A 15,662-nucleotide genomic window follows, 5' to 3' on the forward strand; every position below is an offset into this window, starting at 1 on the left:
CGGTGGGAGGCAAGGCAAGACCGCATCAGGGAGGTGGGCACGCATGGCGACCTCTGCCGATGTCACACCGGGCGGCGGGCTCGACGAGGAACGGGTGCAGCAGTTCCTGGAGAGGGTGATCTCGGACAGCGCCGCCGCGGTGGCCGGCCTGTGCACCTCGCTCGGCGACCGGCTCGGGCTGTACGCGGCCATGGCCGGGGCCGGACCGATCGGCTCCGCACAGCTCGCCGCACGCACCGGGCTGGCCGAACGCTATGTGCGCGAATGGCTGGCCGCCCAGGTGGCCGGCGAATACGTCCGCTACACCCCCGGCACCGACACCTACCTGCTGCCCGACGAGCACGCCGCCGTCCTGGCGGACCGGGAGGCGCCCACGTACGCGGCCGGCTTCTTCACCCTGCTCCAGGCCCTCTACGCCACGGAGGACGCCCTCGCGTCGGCGTTTCGCAGCGGCGAGGGCATCGGCTGGGGGGACCACGGCACGGAGCTGTTCGCCGGCACCGCGACGTTCTTCCGCCCCGGCTACGCGGCCGCGCTGGTTCCGGAGTGGCTGACCGCGCTGGACGGTGTGGTCGAGAAGCTGGAGCGCGGCGCGCGGGTGGCGGACATCGGGTGCGGCTACGGGTACTCCACGGCGCTGATGGCGCAGGCCTTCCCCCGGTCGCGGTTCCTGGGCTTCGACTTCCACCGCCCCTCCGTCGAGGCGGCCCGCGGCATCGCGGCCGAGCGGGGGCTGGCCGACCGGGTCAGCTTCGAGGTCGCCACCGCCCAGGACTTCCCCGGCGAGGACTTCGACCTGATCACGTTCTTCGACTGCCTGCACGACACCGGCGATCCGGGCGGCGCGCTGCACCACGCCGAGGAGGCGCTGGCCGACGGCGGGACCTGCATGCTCGTCGAGCCGAACGTCTCGGCGCACGTCGAGGAGAACGTCCACCCCATCGGCCGGGCGATGACCGCCGCCTCGGTCGCCGTCTGCCTGCCGTCCGCGCTGGCCCAGCACGGGCCGCAGGCACTGGGAAACCACGCGGGTGAGGAGGCGATGCGGGAGATCGCCGACGACGCCGGCCTCCACCACTGGCGACTCGCCGCACAGACCCCCGTCAACCGCGTCTATGCCGTCGGGCGCTGAGGCGCCCGACGCACCCGGCCGGTCTTCCCCCGGCCGGCCGGGTGGCCCCGCCGCCGCCCTGCGGGCACCGCCCGCCGGGCGGCCCTCCCGCGAGCGCCCTCGTTTGACTGCCCTCTGCCACCTCGGCACGCTGGAGTCATGAGCGCGGCCGTGGAGGCCGGCCTGCGGCGCATTCTCGCCGTCGTGGACCTTCTGACCGATGCCGTCGACGAGGAGTCCCTCGTTCCGGCCCTGCTTCCGCTGCTGCTCGCCGCCGTACCGGGCGACAGCATCGTCTGGTCCCCCCGTGCCGGCAGCGCCGACCGCCCGCTGACCCTGCCCGCCGGACTGCTGACCGACGACATCCGGGAGGCGTTCGCCCGCGAGGCGGCCGCCGATGTCCTCGTCGCCCACACCGCGCAGGGCCCCGGTACACCGATGCGCCGCTCCACGCTCCAGACCCGCGGCGAGTTCCACGCCCTCGCCGCCTACGCCGACGTCTACCGGCCGTGCGGCAGCGAGCATCAGCTGGCGATGTCATTCCCCGCGGGCCGTGCGGAGGGGGTGCCGCGGACGGTGTGCGTGGCCTTCAGCCGCGGCGGCGGCAGCGACTTCACGGACGACGATGTGGCGGCCGCCGCCCTGCTGCGCGCCCGGCTCGGCCACCTGCTGGGGCGGCTCGCCCCACCGGTGCCCGCGCCGTGCCCGGTCACCCGCCGCGAGTCCGCGGTCCTCGCCCTGCTCGCCCGGGGCCTGACGAACCAGCAGATCGCCCACCGGCTGGCGATCAGCCCGCGCACCGTCGACAAGCATCTGGAGCACGCCTACGCCAAGCTCCGGGTGGGCGGCCGCGTCGAGGCGGCGAACGCCTGGCTGACCCGCGGCCCGGCGGCGGCCCGGCTCGCGCCGCACCGATGAGCGCGGCCGCACCGATGAATTCCGTCGGCCGGCGTCGTCCACCCCTCGTACAGCGAACCCGGGCGCCCCGGCGCCGGCCGACGGAAGGACCCCCATGACCACCGACAGCGCACGGACGAGCGGAACGGCGACGGACGCACGGATGAGGGACGCACGAATGACGGACGAGGAGCAGATCCGGGCGGTGCTGGCCGACCGGGCCGCCGCGACCAAGGCGCGGGACGCCCGGCGGTTCCTGTCGCACACCACGCCGGACCTGGTGGAATTCAGCCTGGCACCGCCGCTGCAGTACAAGGGCCCGCAGGCGCGGGACCCGCAGGCCATCGAGGCCTGGTACGCGACCTGGCAGGGGCCGGTCGAGGTGACGCCGACCCAGCTGGAGATCACGGTCGGCGGGGATGTCGCGTTCTGCCACAGCATCAACCGGATGCGCGGGACCAAGACGGACGGCTTCGAGGTGGAGCTGTGGAGCCGGGCCACCGTCGGCCTCCGCCGGATCGACGGCGTCTGGAAGATCACGCACGCCCATGACTCGGTGCCGTTCCTGATGGACGGCTCGGGGCGGGCGGCGCTCGACCTCACGCCGTAGCGGGGCGCCGGTCAGCGGTGCAGCAGATGGCGCCGGTAGGTGACCATGTTGTGCCGGACGCGGGTGACCTCGACGGTCAGCTGGCGGTCCAGCCCGATCGGGAAGTGGGCCGTGCAGCGCACCGCGTCGTACGGCACGGGCCGCAGGTCGCCGTAGCAGTGCACGGTGTCGGGCCCGCCGCGGAACGGCAGGGTGAGCTGGCCGCTGAGGGCCCGGGCGATCTCGGAGCGGAGCACGGTGTGGGTGCCGTCGTCGACCTCGCTGGTGGCTTCGCGGTCGCAGAGCCGGACGGCGGCGAGGGCCAGCGCACCCGCCGTGACCAGGGCCGTGACCAGGCCGATGAGGACGCGGGGCCGGAGCGGGCGGGTGCGCACCGCCGTCAGCCCCGGGTGCCGCGGGCGCCCCGGCGGCGGGCGAGGGCGCCCCAGCCGGCCGCGGCCATCAGCAACAGGCCGCCGGCCGTCGTGGCCGTCCGGCCGGTGCCGGCCGCGCCGCCGAGGCCGGTGTCGGCGCCGCCGAGGGGGACCGTGCCGTCGGCGCCCCCGGCGACGGTCATGGTGCCGGTGAGGGAGCTGCGGCCGTCACCGGATTCCCTGCCGTGTCCTCGTGCGGCGTCCCCGGTGTCCCCGTCGCCGTCGCCCTGATCGGTGTCGCGGTCGGTGCCCCGGTCCGCACCGTCCTCGGTGCCGTCCCGGCCGGATTCCCAGGCGCTCGGCCGGGCGGCGGCGCCGTCACAGGTGAGCGTGACCGTGTACGCGCCGGGCGCCGTGCCCTCCGGGAGGATCGCGGTGCCCTCGGTCCGGCCGCCGAGGGCGGACAGCCGCATCGCGGGGATGTCCGCGTCGCCGAAGGACGCGGTGGCCGAGGCGCCCTGGCAGCTGCCGCCGTCCTGGACGGAGAAGGCGGTGCCCGGTGCCACCGGGTCGGGCTGTACGACCACCGCGCCGGGGGTGTCCCCGGCGCGGGGCGCGGCCTGGTTGACGGCGTCGCTCACCGCCCCGCCGACGGTCTCGGCGGCGGGATCCCCGGCGTCGCCGTCGCCGGTGAGCAGGACGGCCACCAGCAGGGCGGCGGCACCCAGGCCGTACAGCGAGATGTGACGTATGTGCATAACCCGAGAGAAGCGCCCGGTCACGCTCCGCGCACCTCGATCGGACGCCGCAGTGGAGCCGAACTGCCCGGGAAGCCGTCAGAGCGTCCATCGTTTGCGCAGGTCACACGGGTGCGCACGCCCCGGACGGCGGAACGCGCCGGCTGGGCTTTCCGGGTGGTGCGCGCCGGCGCGCAGCTCACTCCATGGGGGTGCTTCAGGCCTCCAGTTGGAGGTCCCAGCCGCCGGACCGGCTGGTGAGGGTGGTCACCGAGAGCGGCGGTACGTCGATCCGCCAGAACGCGTGCGGGGGCGCCTGCAGCACATAGACCAGGGCGGCGCGGATGACGCCGGGCTCGGCGACCGCGAGCAGCCCGGCGGCGTCGTCGGCCGGCCTGGTGTCGAGCCAGCCGCCGATCCGGGAGATGAACGTGGGCAGCGATTCCCCGCCGTGCGGCGCGGAGCGCGGGTCGGCCAGCCAGGCTTCCACCGCGCGCGGCTCGACGGCGGCCACCTCGCCCAGCGTGCGGCCGCGCCAGCGCCCCATGTCGCAGTCGCGCAGCGCCGGTTGGGCCAGCGGACGCAGGCCGAGCGCCTCGCCGGTCTCCCGGCAGCGGGCGGACGGCGAGCAGTAGCGCAGCTCGGCGGCGGCGAGCCGGCACAGCACGGGGGCGGCCCGCTCGGCCTCGTACCAGCCGGCGGCGTCGAGCGGTCGGTCGTCGTCGAACCGTGTTTCGAGCAGCGAGGAGCTGCGGCCGGCGGCGAGCAGCTTGAGTCGAACGCTCATTCGCCGATGGTAAGAGCCGCGCCGCCCCGGCGGCACCGGTTGATCACAATCCGACAGGACCCGGGTCGATCAGCCCCAGAGTCATCCATTGCTCCGGCGCCACCAGGGGCCGGAAGCCGATCTTCTCGTACACCCCGTGGGCGTCCTGGGTGGCGAGGGTCAGCCGGTTGAGGCCGCTGGGCGCCATGTGGTCGGCGACGGCCTCGACCAGGGCCGTGCCCAGTCCCTTGCCGCGCGCGTCGCGGCGGATGTAGACGTCGCAGAGCCAGGCGAAGGTGGCGTGGTCGGTGACCAGCCGGGCGTAGCCGGCCTGCGGGCCCGAACCGGCCTCGTACAGACCGAAGTTGAGCGAGCCCGCCACGGCGCGGTCGTGCAGCTCCCGGGGACGGCCGACGGCCCAGTAGGCATCGGTGGACAGCCAGTGGTGGACCAGGCCGGCGTCCAGGCGGGCCGGGTCGGTGGAGATCTCGTAGCCGTCGAGGGGGTGCGCGCTCATGCCGGGAGAGTGGCAGAGCGGCGGGGCGGCGTCGAACCGGCCGACCCGGCGCGGGCGTCCGGGCCTCAGTCCACCGCCACCCCCAGCTCCGTGCACGCCGTACGGAGTCTGCGCACGCCCTCGGTGATCTCGCCGGTGCCGGACGCCCCCGCGAAGCTCAGCCGCAGACAGCCGCCGGGCGGCTCGGCGGCGAAATACGGGCGGCCGGCCGCGACCGCGACGCCCGCGCGCAGCGCCGCCCCGGTCAGCGCGGCCTCGTCGACGCCCTCGGGCAGCCGCAGCCAGAGGTGGAAGCCGCCCGCCGGGACGTACGGACCGCCGGGCGCGGGGTCGTGGTCCGGTGGCCGGTGTGCGGTGAAGGCGGGCAGCCGCTGGTGCAGTGCGGCGGTCAGGGCGTCGCGGCGGGCGGCCAGCTCGCCGGCGATCAGCCGCAGATGGCGCGGCCAGGCGGGCGAGCCGACGAGTTCCAGCGCGGCCTCCTGGAGCGGCCGGGACACGAAGAAGCTGTCGACGACCTGGATGGCGCGCAGCCGGTCGAGGACGGGCCCGCGGGCGGCCAGCGCGCCCACCCGCAGATTGGGCGAACTGGCCTTGGTGAGCGAGCGGACGTGGACGACGCTGCCGTCCCGGTCCTCCGCCATCATCGTCGGCGGGAGCACGGGGCCGTCGGCGTGGCCCAGCAGCCGGGCGAAGTCGTCCTCGATCACGAAGGCGCCGGCCGCGCGGACCACCCGCAGCACCTCGCGCCGCCGCTCGGCGGCGAGCACCGCGCCGGTCGGGTTCTGGAACAGCGGCTGGCAGACGAAGAGCCGGGCACCGCTGGCACGGAAGGCCTCGGCGAGCAGATCCGTCCGGACACCGTCCGCGTCGATGGGCACCGGCACCGGCCGCAGCCCCGAGGCGCGGGCGACGGCCAGCACCCCGGGGTAGGTCGGGGACTCCACGAGCACCGGGGCGCCGGGCGCGGCGAGCGCGCGCAGCGCCGCGGTCAGCGCGCTCTGGCCGCCGCCGGTGATCAGCACGTCGTTGGCGCCGAGCGGGCCGCCGGCGCCGGCGATCTCCCGGGCGAACCAGGCCCGCAGCTCCGGTACGCCGCCGACCGGCGGGCGGCTCCAGGCGCCGGGGCGCCGGCCGGCCCGGGCCAGGGCGGCGGCGAGCGCGCGTTCGGGCTGGAGATCGGCGTGCAGATAGCCGCCGTCGAACTCGATGACGCCCGGCGCGGCGGGGGCGAGGGTGGCCAGGACACCGGTGGCGTCGACGCTCCGCGGCACCTGGTCGCCGGCCGGCTCGGCGCTCAGCGCGATCTCCTGCCAGGAGGTGTCGACGGTGCGGGGCGCCTCGGCGTGCGGCGCGGCCCGGAAGGCCCCGGCGCCGGGCCGGGTGACGACCAGGCCCTCCGCGGCGAGCTGGGCGAGCGCCCGGGAGACGGTCACCGGGCTGACCCGGTGCCGTTCGACGAGGGCACGGCTGGACGGCAGCTTCTCTCCCGGAGAGTAGCGCTCCAGCTCTCTTCTCAGGCTCGCGGCCAGTTCGGCACCACTGCTACGCTCTTGCATGAAGCACAACGATAGCGCTATCGCTCCTGCCGGAATAGCGGTCAGCACCCCGGACCTCTCCGGTGCGAGCCTCCCGGAGGCCGCCGCCCACGGCCCCCACGTCGGCCGCGGCCTGCTGCTCGCCGTCCTCGGCGTCGCCGCCTTCTCGCTCACCTTCCCGGCCACCGCCTGGGGCCTGGAGGGCATGGGCCCGTGGACCGTCGTGATGCTGCGCAGCGTGCTCGCCACCGTGCCGGCCGGGGCCGCGCTCCTCGCGCTGCGGGTCCGCCCGCCCGCGCGGCGCCACTGGGCGGGCATCGCGGTGGTCGCGGGCGGTGTGGTGCTCGGCTTCCCGCTGCTGACCACCCTGGCCCTGGAGACCTCCACCACCTCGCACGCCGCCGTCGTGATCGGTCTGCTGCCGCTGACCACGGCCGCCTGCTCGGCCGTACGCACCGGCGCCCGGCCCTCCCGTACGTTCTGGATCGCCTCGCTGGTCGGCGCCGTCGTCGTGATCGGCTTCGCGGTGCAGCAGAGCGGCGGGGTGCCCAACCGCAGCGATCTGCTGCTGTTCGCCTCGCTGCTGGTGTGCGCGGCGGGCTACACCGAGGGCGGCCGGCTGGCCCGCCACATGCCGGGCTGGCAGGTGATCGGCTGGGCGCTGGTGCTGGCGCTGCCCGTGACGGTGGCCGGCGCGGCGCTCGCGCTGTCCACCGAGCCGGTGAAGCTGACGGTGCACTCGGTCGCCGGGGTGCTCTGGCTGGCGGTCGGCTCGCAGTTCCTCGGGATGGTCGCGTGGTATCGCGGGATGGCCGTGATCGGCATCTCCCGGGCGAGCCAGCTGCAGCTCGCCCAGCCGCTGCTCACCCTGGTGTGGTCGGTGCTGCTGCTGGGCGAGCGGCTGCCGCCGACCGCGCCCGTCGCGGCGCTGGCGGTCCTGGTGTGCATCGCCGTCACCCAGCGGGCCCGAGGCTGACGGCGGACCGCGGGGTGGGGCACAAACCGGCACACACCGGGTGCGGCGGGCGGCTGCGGACGTAAACTTGCGGCGATGGCGGATTCCGCCGTCCGGGGCGGGGAAAGGCCCGTCACCCGTTGAATCCGTTGGCCGTTCAACCGCTGGCCGGCGCACGGCCGGCCACCCCGGTCGCACGGCCGCCCCGAAGCGGGGAGGAGCCCTGATGCACGCGAACAGGGGCGACCGGCTGGTGGTGCACGGCAGGACCGTCGGACATCACGACCGGGTCGTCGAGATCATCGAGGTCATCGGCACGAACGGCGATCCGCCCTACCGCGTCCGCGGCGAGGACGGGCACGAGGCGATCATGTCCCCCGGCCCCGACTCCGTCGTCCGGCACGGCAAGGCCACCGGCAAGAAGTCCGGCCGCTGACCCGGCACCGCCCACGGCCCGCGGTCCGGCGGCACGCCCCGCCGCGCAGCCGGACCGCCGGGCCCCGCTAGGCCCGTGCCGCGCTGCCGTAGTGGCCGCGCACCACCCGCGCCATGGCGCCCGACGGGTCCTTGGCGACCACCTTGGCCGAGAAGTACACATGGCCGCCGACCTGCGGGTACCGGCGGGCGAAGGTGAGGTGGCGGGAGATCTCGGCCGGGTCCTTCCAGGCGACGGGCTGCGTCTCGCCCGCCTTGTAGAGCGCCTCGCCGATGTAGAGGTCCACCCCGGTGCCGTCGACGGTCCGTGCCCACCAGGGCACGAGTTCCGCGTAGTCGGCGGCCTTGGTGCCCAGCGGCCAGTAGACCTGCGGCACGATGTAGTCCAGCCAGCCCTCGCGCACCCAGCGGCGGGTGTCGGCGTACAGGTCGTCGTAGGTCTCCACCCCGGCCTGCGTACGGGAGCCCTGCGGGTCGGTGCCCTGGTTGCGCCAGACCGCGAACGGGCTGACCCCGAACCGCAGTCGGCGCCCGGCCCGCGCGTTCTCGTCACGGAGCCGGCCGGCCATCTCCTGGATCAGCCGGTCGATGTTGTTCCGCCGCCAGGCGTCCCGGCTCTCGAAGCTGTCGCCGTACTCCTGGAACGCCGCGTCGTCGTCGAAGTGCCCGCCGGCGACCGGATACGGATAGAAGTAGTCGTCGAAGTGCACCCCGTCGACGGGGTAGCGCCGCACCGCGTCGAACATCGCGTCCTGGACGAAGGCCCGGACCTCCAGCAGCCCCGGGTTGTAGTAGAGCTTGCCGCCGTACGGCAGGACCCACTGCGGGTGCCGGCGGGCCGGGTGGCCCGCGACGAGCCGCCCGGGGTCGGTGTGGTTGGCGACCCGGTACGGGTTGCACCACGCGTGCAGCTCCAGATCGCGCCGGTGCGCCTCGCGGACCGCGAAGTCCAGCGGATCCCAGCCCGGGTCACGGCCCTGCTGCCCGGTCAGGTACTGCGCCCACGGCTCGTACGAGGAGGGCCACAGGGCGTCGGCGGTGGACCGCACCTGGAAGAAGACGGTGTTGAGCTTGCGGGCGACGGCGGTGTCGAGGAGGGAGCGCAGTTCGCGCTGCTGGTCGGCCGGTGTGAGCCGGGAGCTGGAGGGCCAGTCGAGGTTGGCCACGGTCGCCAGCCACATACCGCGCATCTCGCGCCGCGGCACGCCGGCCGCGGGCGCCGCCGACCCCGCGGTGAGCAGCGCGGAGGCCGCGCCCAGTGCGGTCACCGCGAACCCTCTTCGTGTGATCCGTCGCATCAAAAGTCCCCAAGTTGTCTGGTTCGTCCCGTCTTGAGGGCTCAGGATGCCCGCCCCGGGGCCCGTAGCACAGCACCTCGCGGAGTAACGTCGGGACCGAAAGCGGGCGTCGCACCTTACGGCGCACCGCCGGTTCCTGAAGATCAGCGAAAGGCACGAGGTGACGGACACATTTGCCGACATTGCACGCGTCGGAGTGGTCGGCTGCGGCCAGATGGGCGCAGGCATCGCCGAGGTGTGCGCCCGCGCCGGGCTGGACGTCATGGTCGCCGAGACCACCGGCGAGGCACTGGAGCTGGGGCGCACCCGCTTGACCAACTCCCTCGGCAAGGCCGCCGAACGCGGCAAGATCACCGAAGAGGAGCGCGACACCACGCTCGGCCGGCTCAGCTTCACCACCGACCTCGGCGAATTCGCCGACCGTGACCTCGTCATCGAGGCCGTGGTGGAGAACGAGCAGGTCAAGACCGAGATCTTCCAGATCCTCGACCAGGTGATCACCCGCCCGGACGCCATCTTGGCCTCCAACACCTCGTCCATCCCCCTGGTGAAGCTGGCGGTCGCCACCTCCCGCCCCGACCAGGTCATCGGCATCCACTTCTTCAACCCGGCGCCGGTCCAGAAGCTGGTCGAGCTGATCCCCGCGCTCACCACCGGCGAGGAGACCATCAAGCGCTCCGAGGCGCTGGTCCAAGACGTCCTGGACAAGCACGCGATCCGCGCCCAGGACCGCTCGGGCTTCGTCGTCAACGCCCTGCTCATCCCGTATCTGCTCTCCGCGATCCGGATGTTCGAGTCGGGCATCGCCAGCCGCGAGGACATCGACAACGGCATGGAGATGGGCTGCGCCCACCCGATGGGCCCGCTCAAGCTCAGCGACCTGATCGGCCTCGACACCGTCGCCTCGGTCGCCGCCTCGATGTACGAGGAATACAAGGAACCCCTCTACGCCGCTCCCCCACTGCTCGCCCGCATGGTCGACGCGGGCCGCCTGGGGCGGAAGTCGGGGTCGGGGTTCTACTCGTACTAGGACGATGTAACGACGCCTCAACTGGCGCTGCTCCAGGGCGAGTTCAGCTGGAGCAGCGCCAACAGTAGCGCTGCCCTCGGGTAGAATCCCACGACGGCCGTCAGCCCCTCAGTCGCACATCGCCGCCTCGCCCACGGGCCACAGCACCGGCGAGTGTCATCGACCAACAAAAACCAGGCTTGACCTGGGGCTTTGGTCCTTTCGAAGCTGTCAGGGCCTTTCCCGCTTACTCAGCAGAAAGTCCCTGGAAAGTCCCTGAGACAGAGCGGAAAGTCCCTGAAAAATCCCTGGCAGGCTGCGGCACGCCCAGCGCTTTGCACTCCGCGGCGGTGTCGCGACGACGGTACCGATCGGCAGTACGCCGGACCAGGTGCCGGCTGGCGGAGTGGGGCCCACACCATGCAGAGCGGGCCTTTGGCGATGCGTGTGGCCGGTAGTCAGGCGGCGAGGGAGAGCTCCGGTCCGCTTGTTCAGCGCGGCCGATGGAGAAGCCAGTGCTCAGGCCGAGGGTGTCGACGGCGTCCTTGCTGATGGCGTTGATCAGCTCGCCCCCTCGCCCCCTCGCCCCCTCGCCCCCTCGCCCCCTCGCCCCCTCGCCCCCTCGCCCCCTCGCCCCCTCGCCCCTAGATCTTGGCGGTGCCTATGGCGATGCCGGTGGCTATGTCGGTGACTGCGCCCTCCAGCGCAGTGGGCGGCTCCTTCAACACTGGTCTGGCTGACCACCTCCCGGACCACTTTGACGGGGTTGAGGACAACGGCCAGGGGTGCCCACCTCCGAGGGCTTCTCGCTCTCCTCCGCCCGGCCGGCCAGGCCGAAGAGCCGCCCACCGCAGCCTGGTCCATGCAACCCGCCGACCGTCCGCAGCAGCCGGAGTCATCACGTCGGCTGTCGCTAAGCGCTGTCCCGTAACTGCTGGTCACGAGTGAGATGATCTCGCTGTGTCTGGTGTGATCACGGCGTCGGAGCCGTCCTGGATAGCCCCGTTCACCGGGCTGAGCCCGCGTGCCTTCGGGAAGCTGGTGACTGTTCTGCGGCGCGAGGGTGCGGACGCGGTCCGTAAGGGCCGGCCGTGGAGCCTTCCGCTGGAGGACCGGACCCTGCTGGTCGCGGCGTACTGGCGCACGAACCTGACGATGAGGCAGCTCGCCCCGCTGTTCGGGGTATCCAAGTCGGCTGCGGACCGGATCATCGACCACCTCGGGCCGATGCTCGCGCTCCAGCCCCGAAAGCGGTTCGCCAAGGACACCGTGCTGATCGTCGACGGCACCCTGGTACCCACCCGGGATCACACCATCGCCGCGCAGTCGAAGAACTACCGGTACTCCACCAACCACCAGGTCGTCATCGACGCCGACACCCGCCTGGTCGTCGTGGTCGGCCGGCCGCTCGCCGGGAACCGCAACGACTGCAAGGCGTGGGAGGAATCCGGCGCCAAGGCCACAGTCGGCAAGACCCTCACGATCGCCGACGGCGGCTACCCCGGCACCGGCCTCGTCATCCCGCACCGCCACGAGCGCGGCCAGACCGAACTCCTCGCCTGGAAAGAGGAACACAACAAGTCCCACAAGCAGGTCCGAGCCCGCGTCGAGCACGTCTTCGCCCGTATGAAGACCTGGAAGATCCTCCGCGACTGCCGCCTCAAAGGCGACGGCGTTCATCACGCCATGCGCGGCATCGCCCGGATGCACAACCTCACTCTCGCCGGATAGGCGAGCGGGCCACACCTGCGGCCGACCATGCCCGAGGCGACTCAAAGATCATTTACGGGACAACCCTTAGGGATTCAGCGTTCCCGTTGGCGTCGCTCGTAAAAGATCTCTGTGAAGACGGCGACCTTGGCGCGTAGTGCCCAGGGGTCAAACGGCTTGGCGATGTAATCCACGGCTCCTGCCGAATATGCGCGGGCAGAGTGTTCAGAGTCGATACTCATCGCGGTCAGGAAGATGATCGGCAGGTCCCTGTGGCGGGAGCGCCGTTTGATCTGGGCCGCAGTTTCGTAGCCGTCCATCTCGGGCATTTGGACGTCCAGAAGCAGAACGGCGAAGTCGTCATGGTCAAGGAGCGCTTTGAGCGCTTCCCGGCCACTGGAAACAGCAACGATCTCCTGGTCCAAGCCGTCCAGGACAGCTGTCATGGCGAGCAGGTTCTCCGGCTGATCGTCGACCACCAGCACTTTGGGAAGGCAGGGCGGGTTGGGCTCGTCAGCAGTGGCCTCGAGGGGCGCCTGTCGCTGTTCCTCGATGGTGTCGATCTGCCGTTCCAGAAGCTTGCAGCGTTCTTCCGCTTGGCTGTGCCGAATCTGGACGGCCTCCAGCTCATTGGTGAGCCTGGTGACTTCGGAGCTCAGAGCATCACGCTCTCGCAGCAGGTTGGCGATATCAGGAGCATGTGCCTCCAGAGCGTCAGCACGTGCTCGCTCCGCGCTCCACTCGGACTCCAGGTGTGTCAGCCGAACTTCGAGGTCGGCAATGCGGTGCTGGCGGTCCAGCAGTGCTTCACCGATGACGTCGCTGTGAGCAGTAGTGCTGCGGGCGGTGCGGTCCGCGTCCGCGAGCTGCCTCTCGAGGATCTCCACCGCGTGCTTTGGCGAGGACGTGGTGGCGATGGCTGCCTGGTGCAAACGGCGCAGCAGGTCCATCGCCTCTTGCGTAGCAGGCTTACCGCGGTGCTCAGCGAGGTCGGCGAGCAGGTCCATGACCACGTCCCAGGGAGGGACAGCTCTGCCGCTGAAGTAGCGCGAGAAGGTGGCCGCGTTGCGGTGCCGTCTGCTGGAGTAGCGGCGCAGAGAGACATGCAGCCCTTGGAAAACCTCCCTTAGTGCGATTGCCAGAGCCCGCGCTTCGTCGCTCAGCTCTTCCGGGAGCGGGTTCATCTCAGACATGGCGGTGAACCTCTTCAGACCCATCAGCTTGAGGCAGAGCGTTCTGAGCGGTGCGGTTCGCTCTGGCCGCCACAACGCGGTCGAGGAAGCTGACCATCGCGCCCGCGCTGGCCATTCCGCCCAGCAGGCTGTCGGCTACTGCGTGACCGGCCAGGAGGGACAAGGCTACGGTCACGCCACCGCCCACCATGCCGAGGGACAGCAGCACGCCTGGTCTCAGCGACAGCAACGACGGTTTCACATCGGGCCCCTTTGCTACGACCGCATGATGCGGTGCTATGTCGGCGCTATGCCGGCAAGCTCAGCATGGCGGCTGATGAAGCCGTTGCGAGGCCGTTGCGGGAGCCACCCGGCGTTGCCTTCGCGCTGCAGGCGTGAATCGAACGGTAAAAGCCCAGTTGAAGCGCAAGTTGTTCCAATACCGCGCCCTCCATTGCGAGAACAAGCTGCAACACTATGGGCGTTGCAGCGGCACCGCGTCGGCCCGGGCGGAGGCTGCGTCCGAACTGAGCCCGACGGGAAGAGGGCTACAGCCTTCCCCTCACTTCGGTCGTCGACGAGCTCATCTCCACGGAGAGGGGAGTTCCCTGCAAGACACGTCCGGGACGCTCACCGTGGTCTCACCCCGCGGGAGTTGGGAGCAGCAGAGTCAAGGTGATCAGCGGCTCGGCCCGGGATGTGGGCGGCGTCGGTTCGGGCGGAAAGGGGTACATCCACAGACCTGGTGAGCGAACTCCGGCTGAGGCGGTGGAGTGCGGAAGGACAAGCTCAGGGCCAAAGCCGATGCAGGCTGACCCGGATGGTGTGGTAGCCATCAGGGCCGCTGACGGTCAGGTGCCCGTTCGATGTGAGGGATAGCGCAGTACAGCGGTAGAGCAGCGGCACGGTCCTGACTGTTCCGCTCGTCAGATGCCAGATGTGGACTTCGCCGTCGTTCCACGCGGCGGCGAGTACCGGGCCGATATCGGTATTCGCCGCGGCCAAAGCGGTGACTACTGCGGGCCTTTGGTCGACGGGAGATTCCATCGGTTCCTGGCTCGTCTCCCACATCCGGATGGCCCCATCGAAGGCGGCGCTGAACACCAGCGTGGGCCCGTCGTCGCCGAGTGGCAGACAGCTGACCGCTGTGATCGGAACTGTGTGGAGGCGGTGGCTCCGGGGGGTCGGGGAGTAGGTGGTCAGGGACCAGACATGGACGGCTCCGCTGGTGTCCCCGACGGATATCAGAGGCGACCGGGAACAGGAGCCCAGGGCAGTGGGCCGCGAGCCCCCGGTGGACGGAAGTACCTGGGTGTGGTGGGCAACGACGTGTCCGAGCAACGTGGCGGCTGCCCCGTCCTTGTCGGAGGTGACGGCGTGCGGGACTCCGTCGTCGTCGAGAACCAGTAGGGCGTCGGAGTCGGTCCCGACCATGCCTGCAGGGCGCACCGGCAATGCCGGCGGGATGCTCGCGTGCTGCCCTGTTTCGAGGTCGCGAAGGTGGAGCCGGCCCAGGGGATCAGAGACCAGGAGCTGGCCGTTCTCTCCCGAAAGCTGGCAATGTGCGGTGACCGGTGCGTCGTGCTGTGCCCAGGCGGCTGTCCAGTGATGCTGTTCGGCAAGGGGCTGGAGGTATGCGGCGAGACGGTCGTTTTCACCGAGGGCAGCAGCGTGCAGGAGAGCCGCCCGCTCCAGGTGGCTGTGCTCGGTCGCAGTGAGCTGCGGCGCTGCCCGGCGCCAGATGCGGCGCGCCCCGCCAGGCAGCCGGAGGCGTTCGTCGTCCATCGCGGCCGTGATGGCGTGAGCTGACCCGTAGACGAGAAAGCCGGGGTCAGCCAGCAGATGCTCGACCTCCGCGGTCAGCTGACCTCCGGTCTCATACAGCGCTCGATCCAGCACGTGCCGGCGGGTGTCGTCCGGAGCCTGCGCCCAGTCAGGGCGGCCGGCGGCGGTGTGCGGAACGGCCGCCATGAGATCTGCGAAAGTGGTGGTCCCGGCGCCGACCGGTTCGTGAGCGTCGTCAGGGTGCCCGTCGATGACTTCGGCAGGCTGATCAGCGAGCAGCCCCGAATCACCGACCTCGATCACGGCCCGGACGTGAGGAAGCGCAAGGAGAGGCCCGAGGAACGCAGTGACGAGCGTCGCCGGATCGGCCGGCGCGAGGTCGGCTGGGCCGCGTCCGGCTCGGTGTAGGTCGGGAATGAGAAGGAGGGTTGGCCGCTGGTCGGCGGCGACCTGGTTCAACAGGCGGTCCAGGGGAAGTGGCCCGTAGCCAAGCTGGCGGCCGAGGTCCCAGGCGAACGTATCCGAGGTCAGTCCATCGGCGGGGATGGTGGCGTGGACCGTCGTGCGGGGGTGGCCAGCAGCAACTGCTCCCGCCAGAAACCACGCCAACAGACGGCTCTTGCCGGTGCTTTGACCGCCGCGCACCAGGCACAACCGCGGCCGGTCTCCGTCCACGTCGACGACCCAGTCGAAAAGCTGCTGCCGGCCGGGCACCCCCTCGGCATGCGGCCAGGCGGCGATGTCCGGTGCTGGAATGGCGGTGGCCACAGTT

The 15,662-nt window shown here is 71.8% G+C and carries 16 protein-coding genes; 7 read left to right on the forward strand and 9 right to left on the reverse strand.

The window, feature by feature from the left end:
- Positions 1-43 precede the first annotated feature (43 nt).
- The 3 genes from ACQP17_RS06645 to ACQP17_RS06655 all read left to right on the forward strand — a co-directional run bounded on the left by ACQP17_RS06645 (position 44) and on the right by ACQP17_RS06655 (position 2,618).
- Positions 44-1,132, forward strand: coding sequence for a class I SAM-dependent methyltransferase (locus ACQP17_RS06645; protein WP_433855406.1), 1,089 nt, complete (start codon positions 44-46; stop codon positions 1,130-1,132).
- A 138-nt stretch (positions 1,133-1,270) separates the two neighbouring features.
- Positions 1,271-2,029, forward strand: a complete 759-nt coding sequence (locus ACQP17_RS06650) for a response regulator transcription factor (protein WP_364877976.1) — start codon at positions 1,271-1,273, stop codon at positions 2,027-2,029.
- 142 nt (positions 2,030-2,171) lie between these two features.
- Entirely contained in the window at positions 2,172-2,618 is a 447-nt protein-coding gene (locus tag ACQP17_RS06655) for a YybH family protein (protein WP_433855407.1), read from the forward strand.
- Positions 2,619-2,629: 11 nt separating this feature from the next.
- Here the strand turns inward: ACQP17_RS06655 and ACQP17_RS06660 are convergent, their stop codons facing one another.
- The 5 genes from ACQP17_RS06660 to ACQP17_RS06680 form a co-directional block, all read right to left on the reverse strand.
- On the reverse strand, positions 2,630-2,992 hold the full coding sequence (locus tag ACQP17_RS06660; protein ID WP_364877972.1) for a DUF4333 domain-containing protein: 363 nt from the start codon (positions 2,990-2,992) through the stop codon (positions 2,630-2,632).
- A 5-nt stretch (positions 2,993-2,997) separates the two neighbouring features.
- Entirely contained in the window at positions 2,998-3,729 is a 732-nt protein-coding gene (locus tag ACQP17_RS06665; protein ID WP_433855408.1) for a hypothetical protein, read from the reverse strand.
- A 196-nt stretch (positions 3,730-3,925) separates the two neighbouring features.
- The gene (locus tag ACQP17_RS06670; protein WP_433855409.1) at positions 3,926-4,495 is read right to left on the reverse strand and encodes a histidine phosphatase family protein; all 570 of its coding nucleotides are present in this window, start codon (positions 4,493-4,495) and stop codon (positions 3,926-3,928) included.
- 43 nt (positions 4,496-4,538) lie between these two features.
- On the reverse strand, positions 4,539-4,991 hold the full coding sequence (locus ACQP17_RS06675; protein ID WP_433855410.1) for a GNAT family N-acetyltransferase: 453 nt from the start codon (positions 4,989-4,991) through the stop codon (positions 4,539-4,541).
- Positions 4,992-5,056: 65 nt separating this feature from the next.
- On the reverse strand, positions 5,057-6,547 hold the full coding sequence (locus ACQP17_RS06680; protein WP_433855411.1) for a PLP-dependent aminotransferase family protein: 1,491 nt from the start codon (positions 6,545-6,547) through the stop codon (positions 5,057-5,059).
- Here ACQP17_RS06680 and ACQP17_RS06685 point away from each other — a divergent pair.
- Together ACQP17_RS06685 and ACQP17_RS06690 are read left to right on the forward strand one after the other, a co-directional pair.
- Positions 6,546-7,502, forward strand: coding sequence for a DMT family transporter (locus ACQP17_RS06685; RefSeq protein WP_433855412.1), 957 nt, complete (start codon positions 6,546-6,548; stop codon positions 7,500-7,502). The genes ACQP17_RS06680 and ACQP17_RS06685 overlap by 2 nt on opposite strands.
- 205 nt (positions 7,503-7,707) lie before the next feature.
- Positions 7,708-7,917, forward strand: coding sequence for a DUF1918 domain-containing protein (locus ACQP17_RS06690; protein ID WP_364877960.1), 210 nt, complete (start codon positions 7,708-7,710; stop codon positions 7,915-7,917).
- Between the two features lie 67 nt (positions 7,918-7,984).
- Here ACQP17_RS06690 and ACQP17_RS06695 read toward each other — a convergent pair whose 3' ends face one another.
- Entirely contained in the window at positions 7,985-9,214 is a 1,230-nt protein-coding gene (locus tag ACQP17_RS06695; protein ID WP_433855413.1) for a glycoside hydrolase family 10 protein, read from the reverse strand.
- Between the two features lie 160 nt (positions 9,215-9,374).
- Between ACQP17_RS06695 and ACQP17_RS06700 the strand changes: the two genes are divergently transcribed.
- A complete protein-coding gene (locus ACQP17_RS06700; protein ID WP_433855414.1) occupies positions 9,375-10,244 on the forward strand; it encodes a 3-hydroxybutyryl-CoA dehydrogenase in 870 nt (289 codons plus the stop codon).
- 939 nt (positions 10,245-11,183) lie between these two features.
- On the forward strand, positions 11,184-11,954 hold the full coding sequence (locus tag ACQP17_RS06705; protein WP_433855415.1) for a transposase: 771 nt from the start codon (positions 11,184-11,186) through the stop codon (positions 11,952-11,954).
- Between the two features lie 74 nt (positions 11,955-12,028).
- Here ACQP17_RS06705 and ACQP17_RS06710 read toward each other — a convergent pair whose 3' ends face one another.
- The 3 genes from ACQP17_RS06710 to ACQP17_RS06720 all read right to left on the reverse strand — a co-directional run bounded on the left by ACQP17_RS06710 (position 12,029) and on the right by ACQP17_RS06720 (position 15,658).
- Entirely contained in the window at positions 12,029-13,126 is a 1,098-nt protein-coding gene (locus ACQP17_RS06710; protein WP_433855416.1) for a response regulator, read from the reverse strand.
- Positions 13,119-13,367 (reverse strand): hypothetical protein, encoded by a 249-nt coding sequence (locus ACQP17_RS06715; RefSeq protein WP_433855417.1) that lies wholly within the window; start codon positions 13,365-13,367, stop codon positions 13,119-13,121. Before ACQP17_RS06715 ends, ACQP17_RS06710 begins: the two co-directional genes overlap by 8 nt.
- A 527-nt stretch (positions 13,368-13,894) precedes the next feature.
- A complete protein-coding gene (locus tag ACQP17_RS06720) occupies positions 13,895-15,658 on the reverse strand; it encodes a WD40 repeat domain-containing protein (protein WP_433855418.1) in 1,764 nt (587 codons plus the stop codon).
- Between the last annotated feature and the right edge of the window lie 4 nt (positions 15,659-15,662).

The organism is Streptomyces kronopolitis (assembly GCF_050953795.1).
In the GTDB taxonomy this organism is placed as follows: domain Bacteria; phylum Actinomycetota; class Actinomycetes; order Streptomycetales; family Streptomycetaceae; genus Streptomyces; species Streptomyces kronopolitis_A.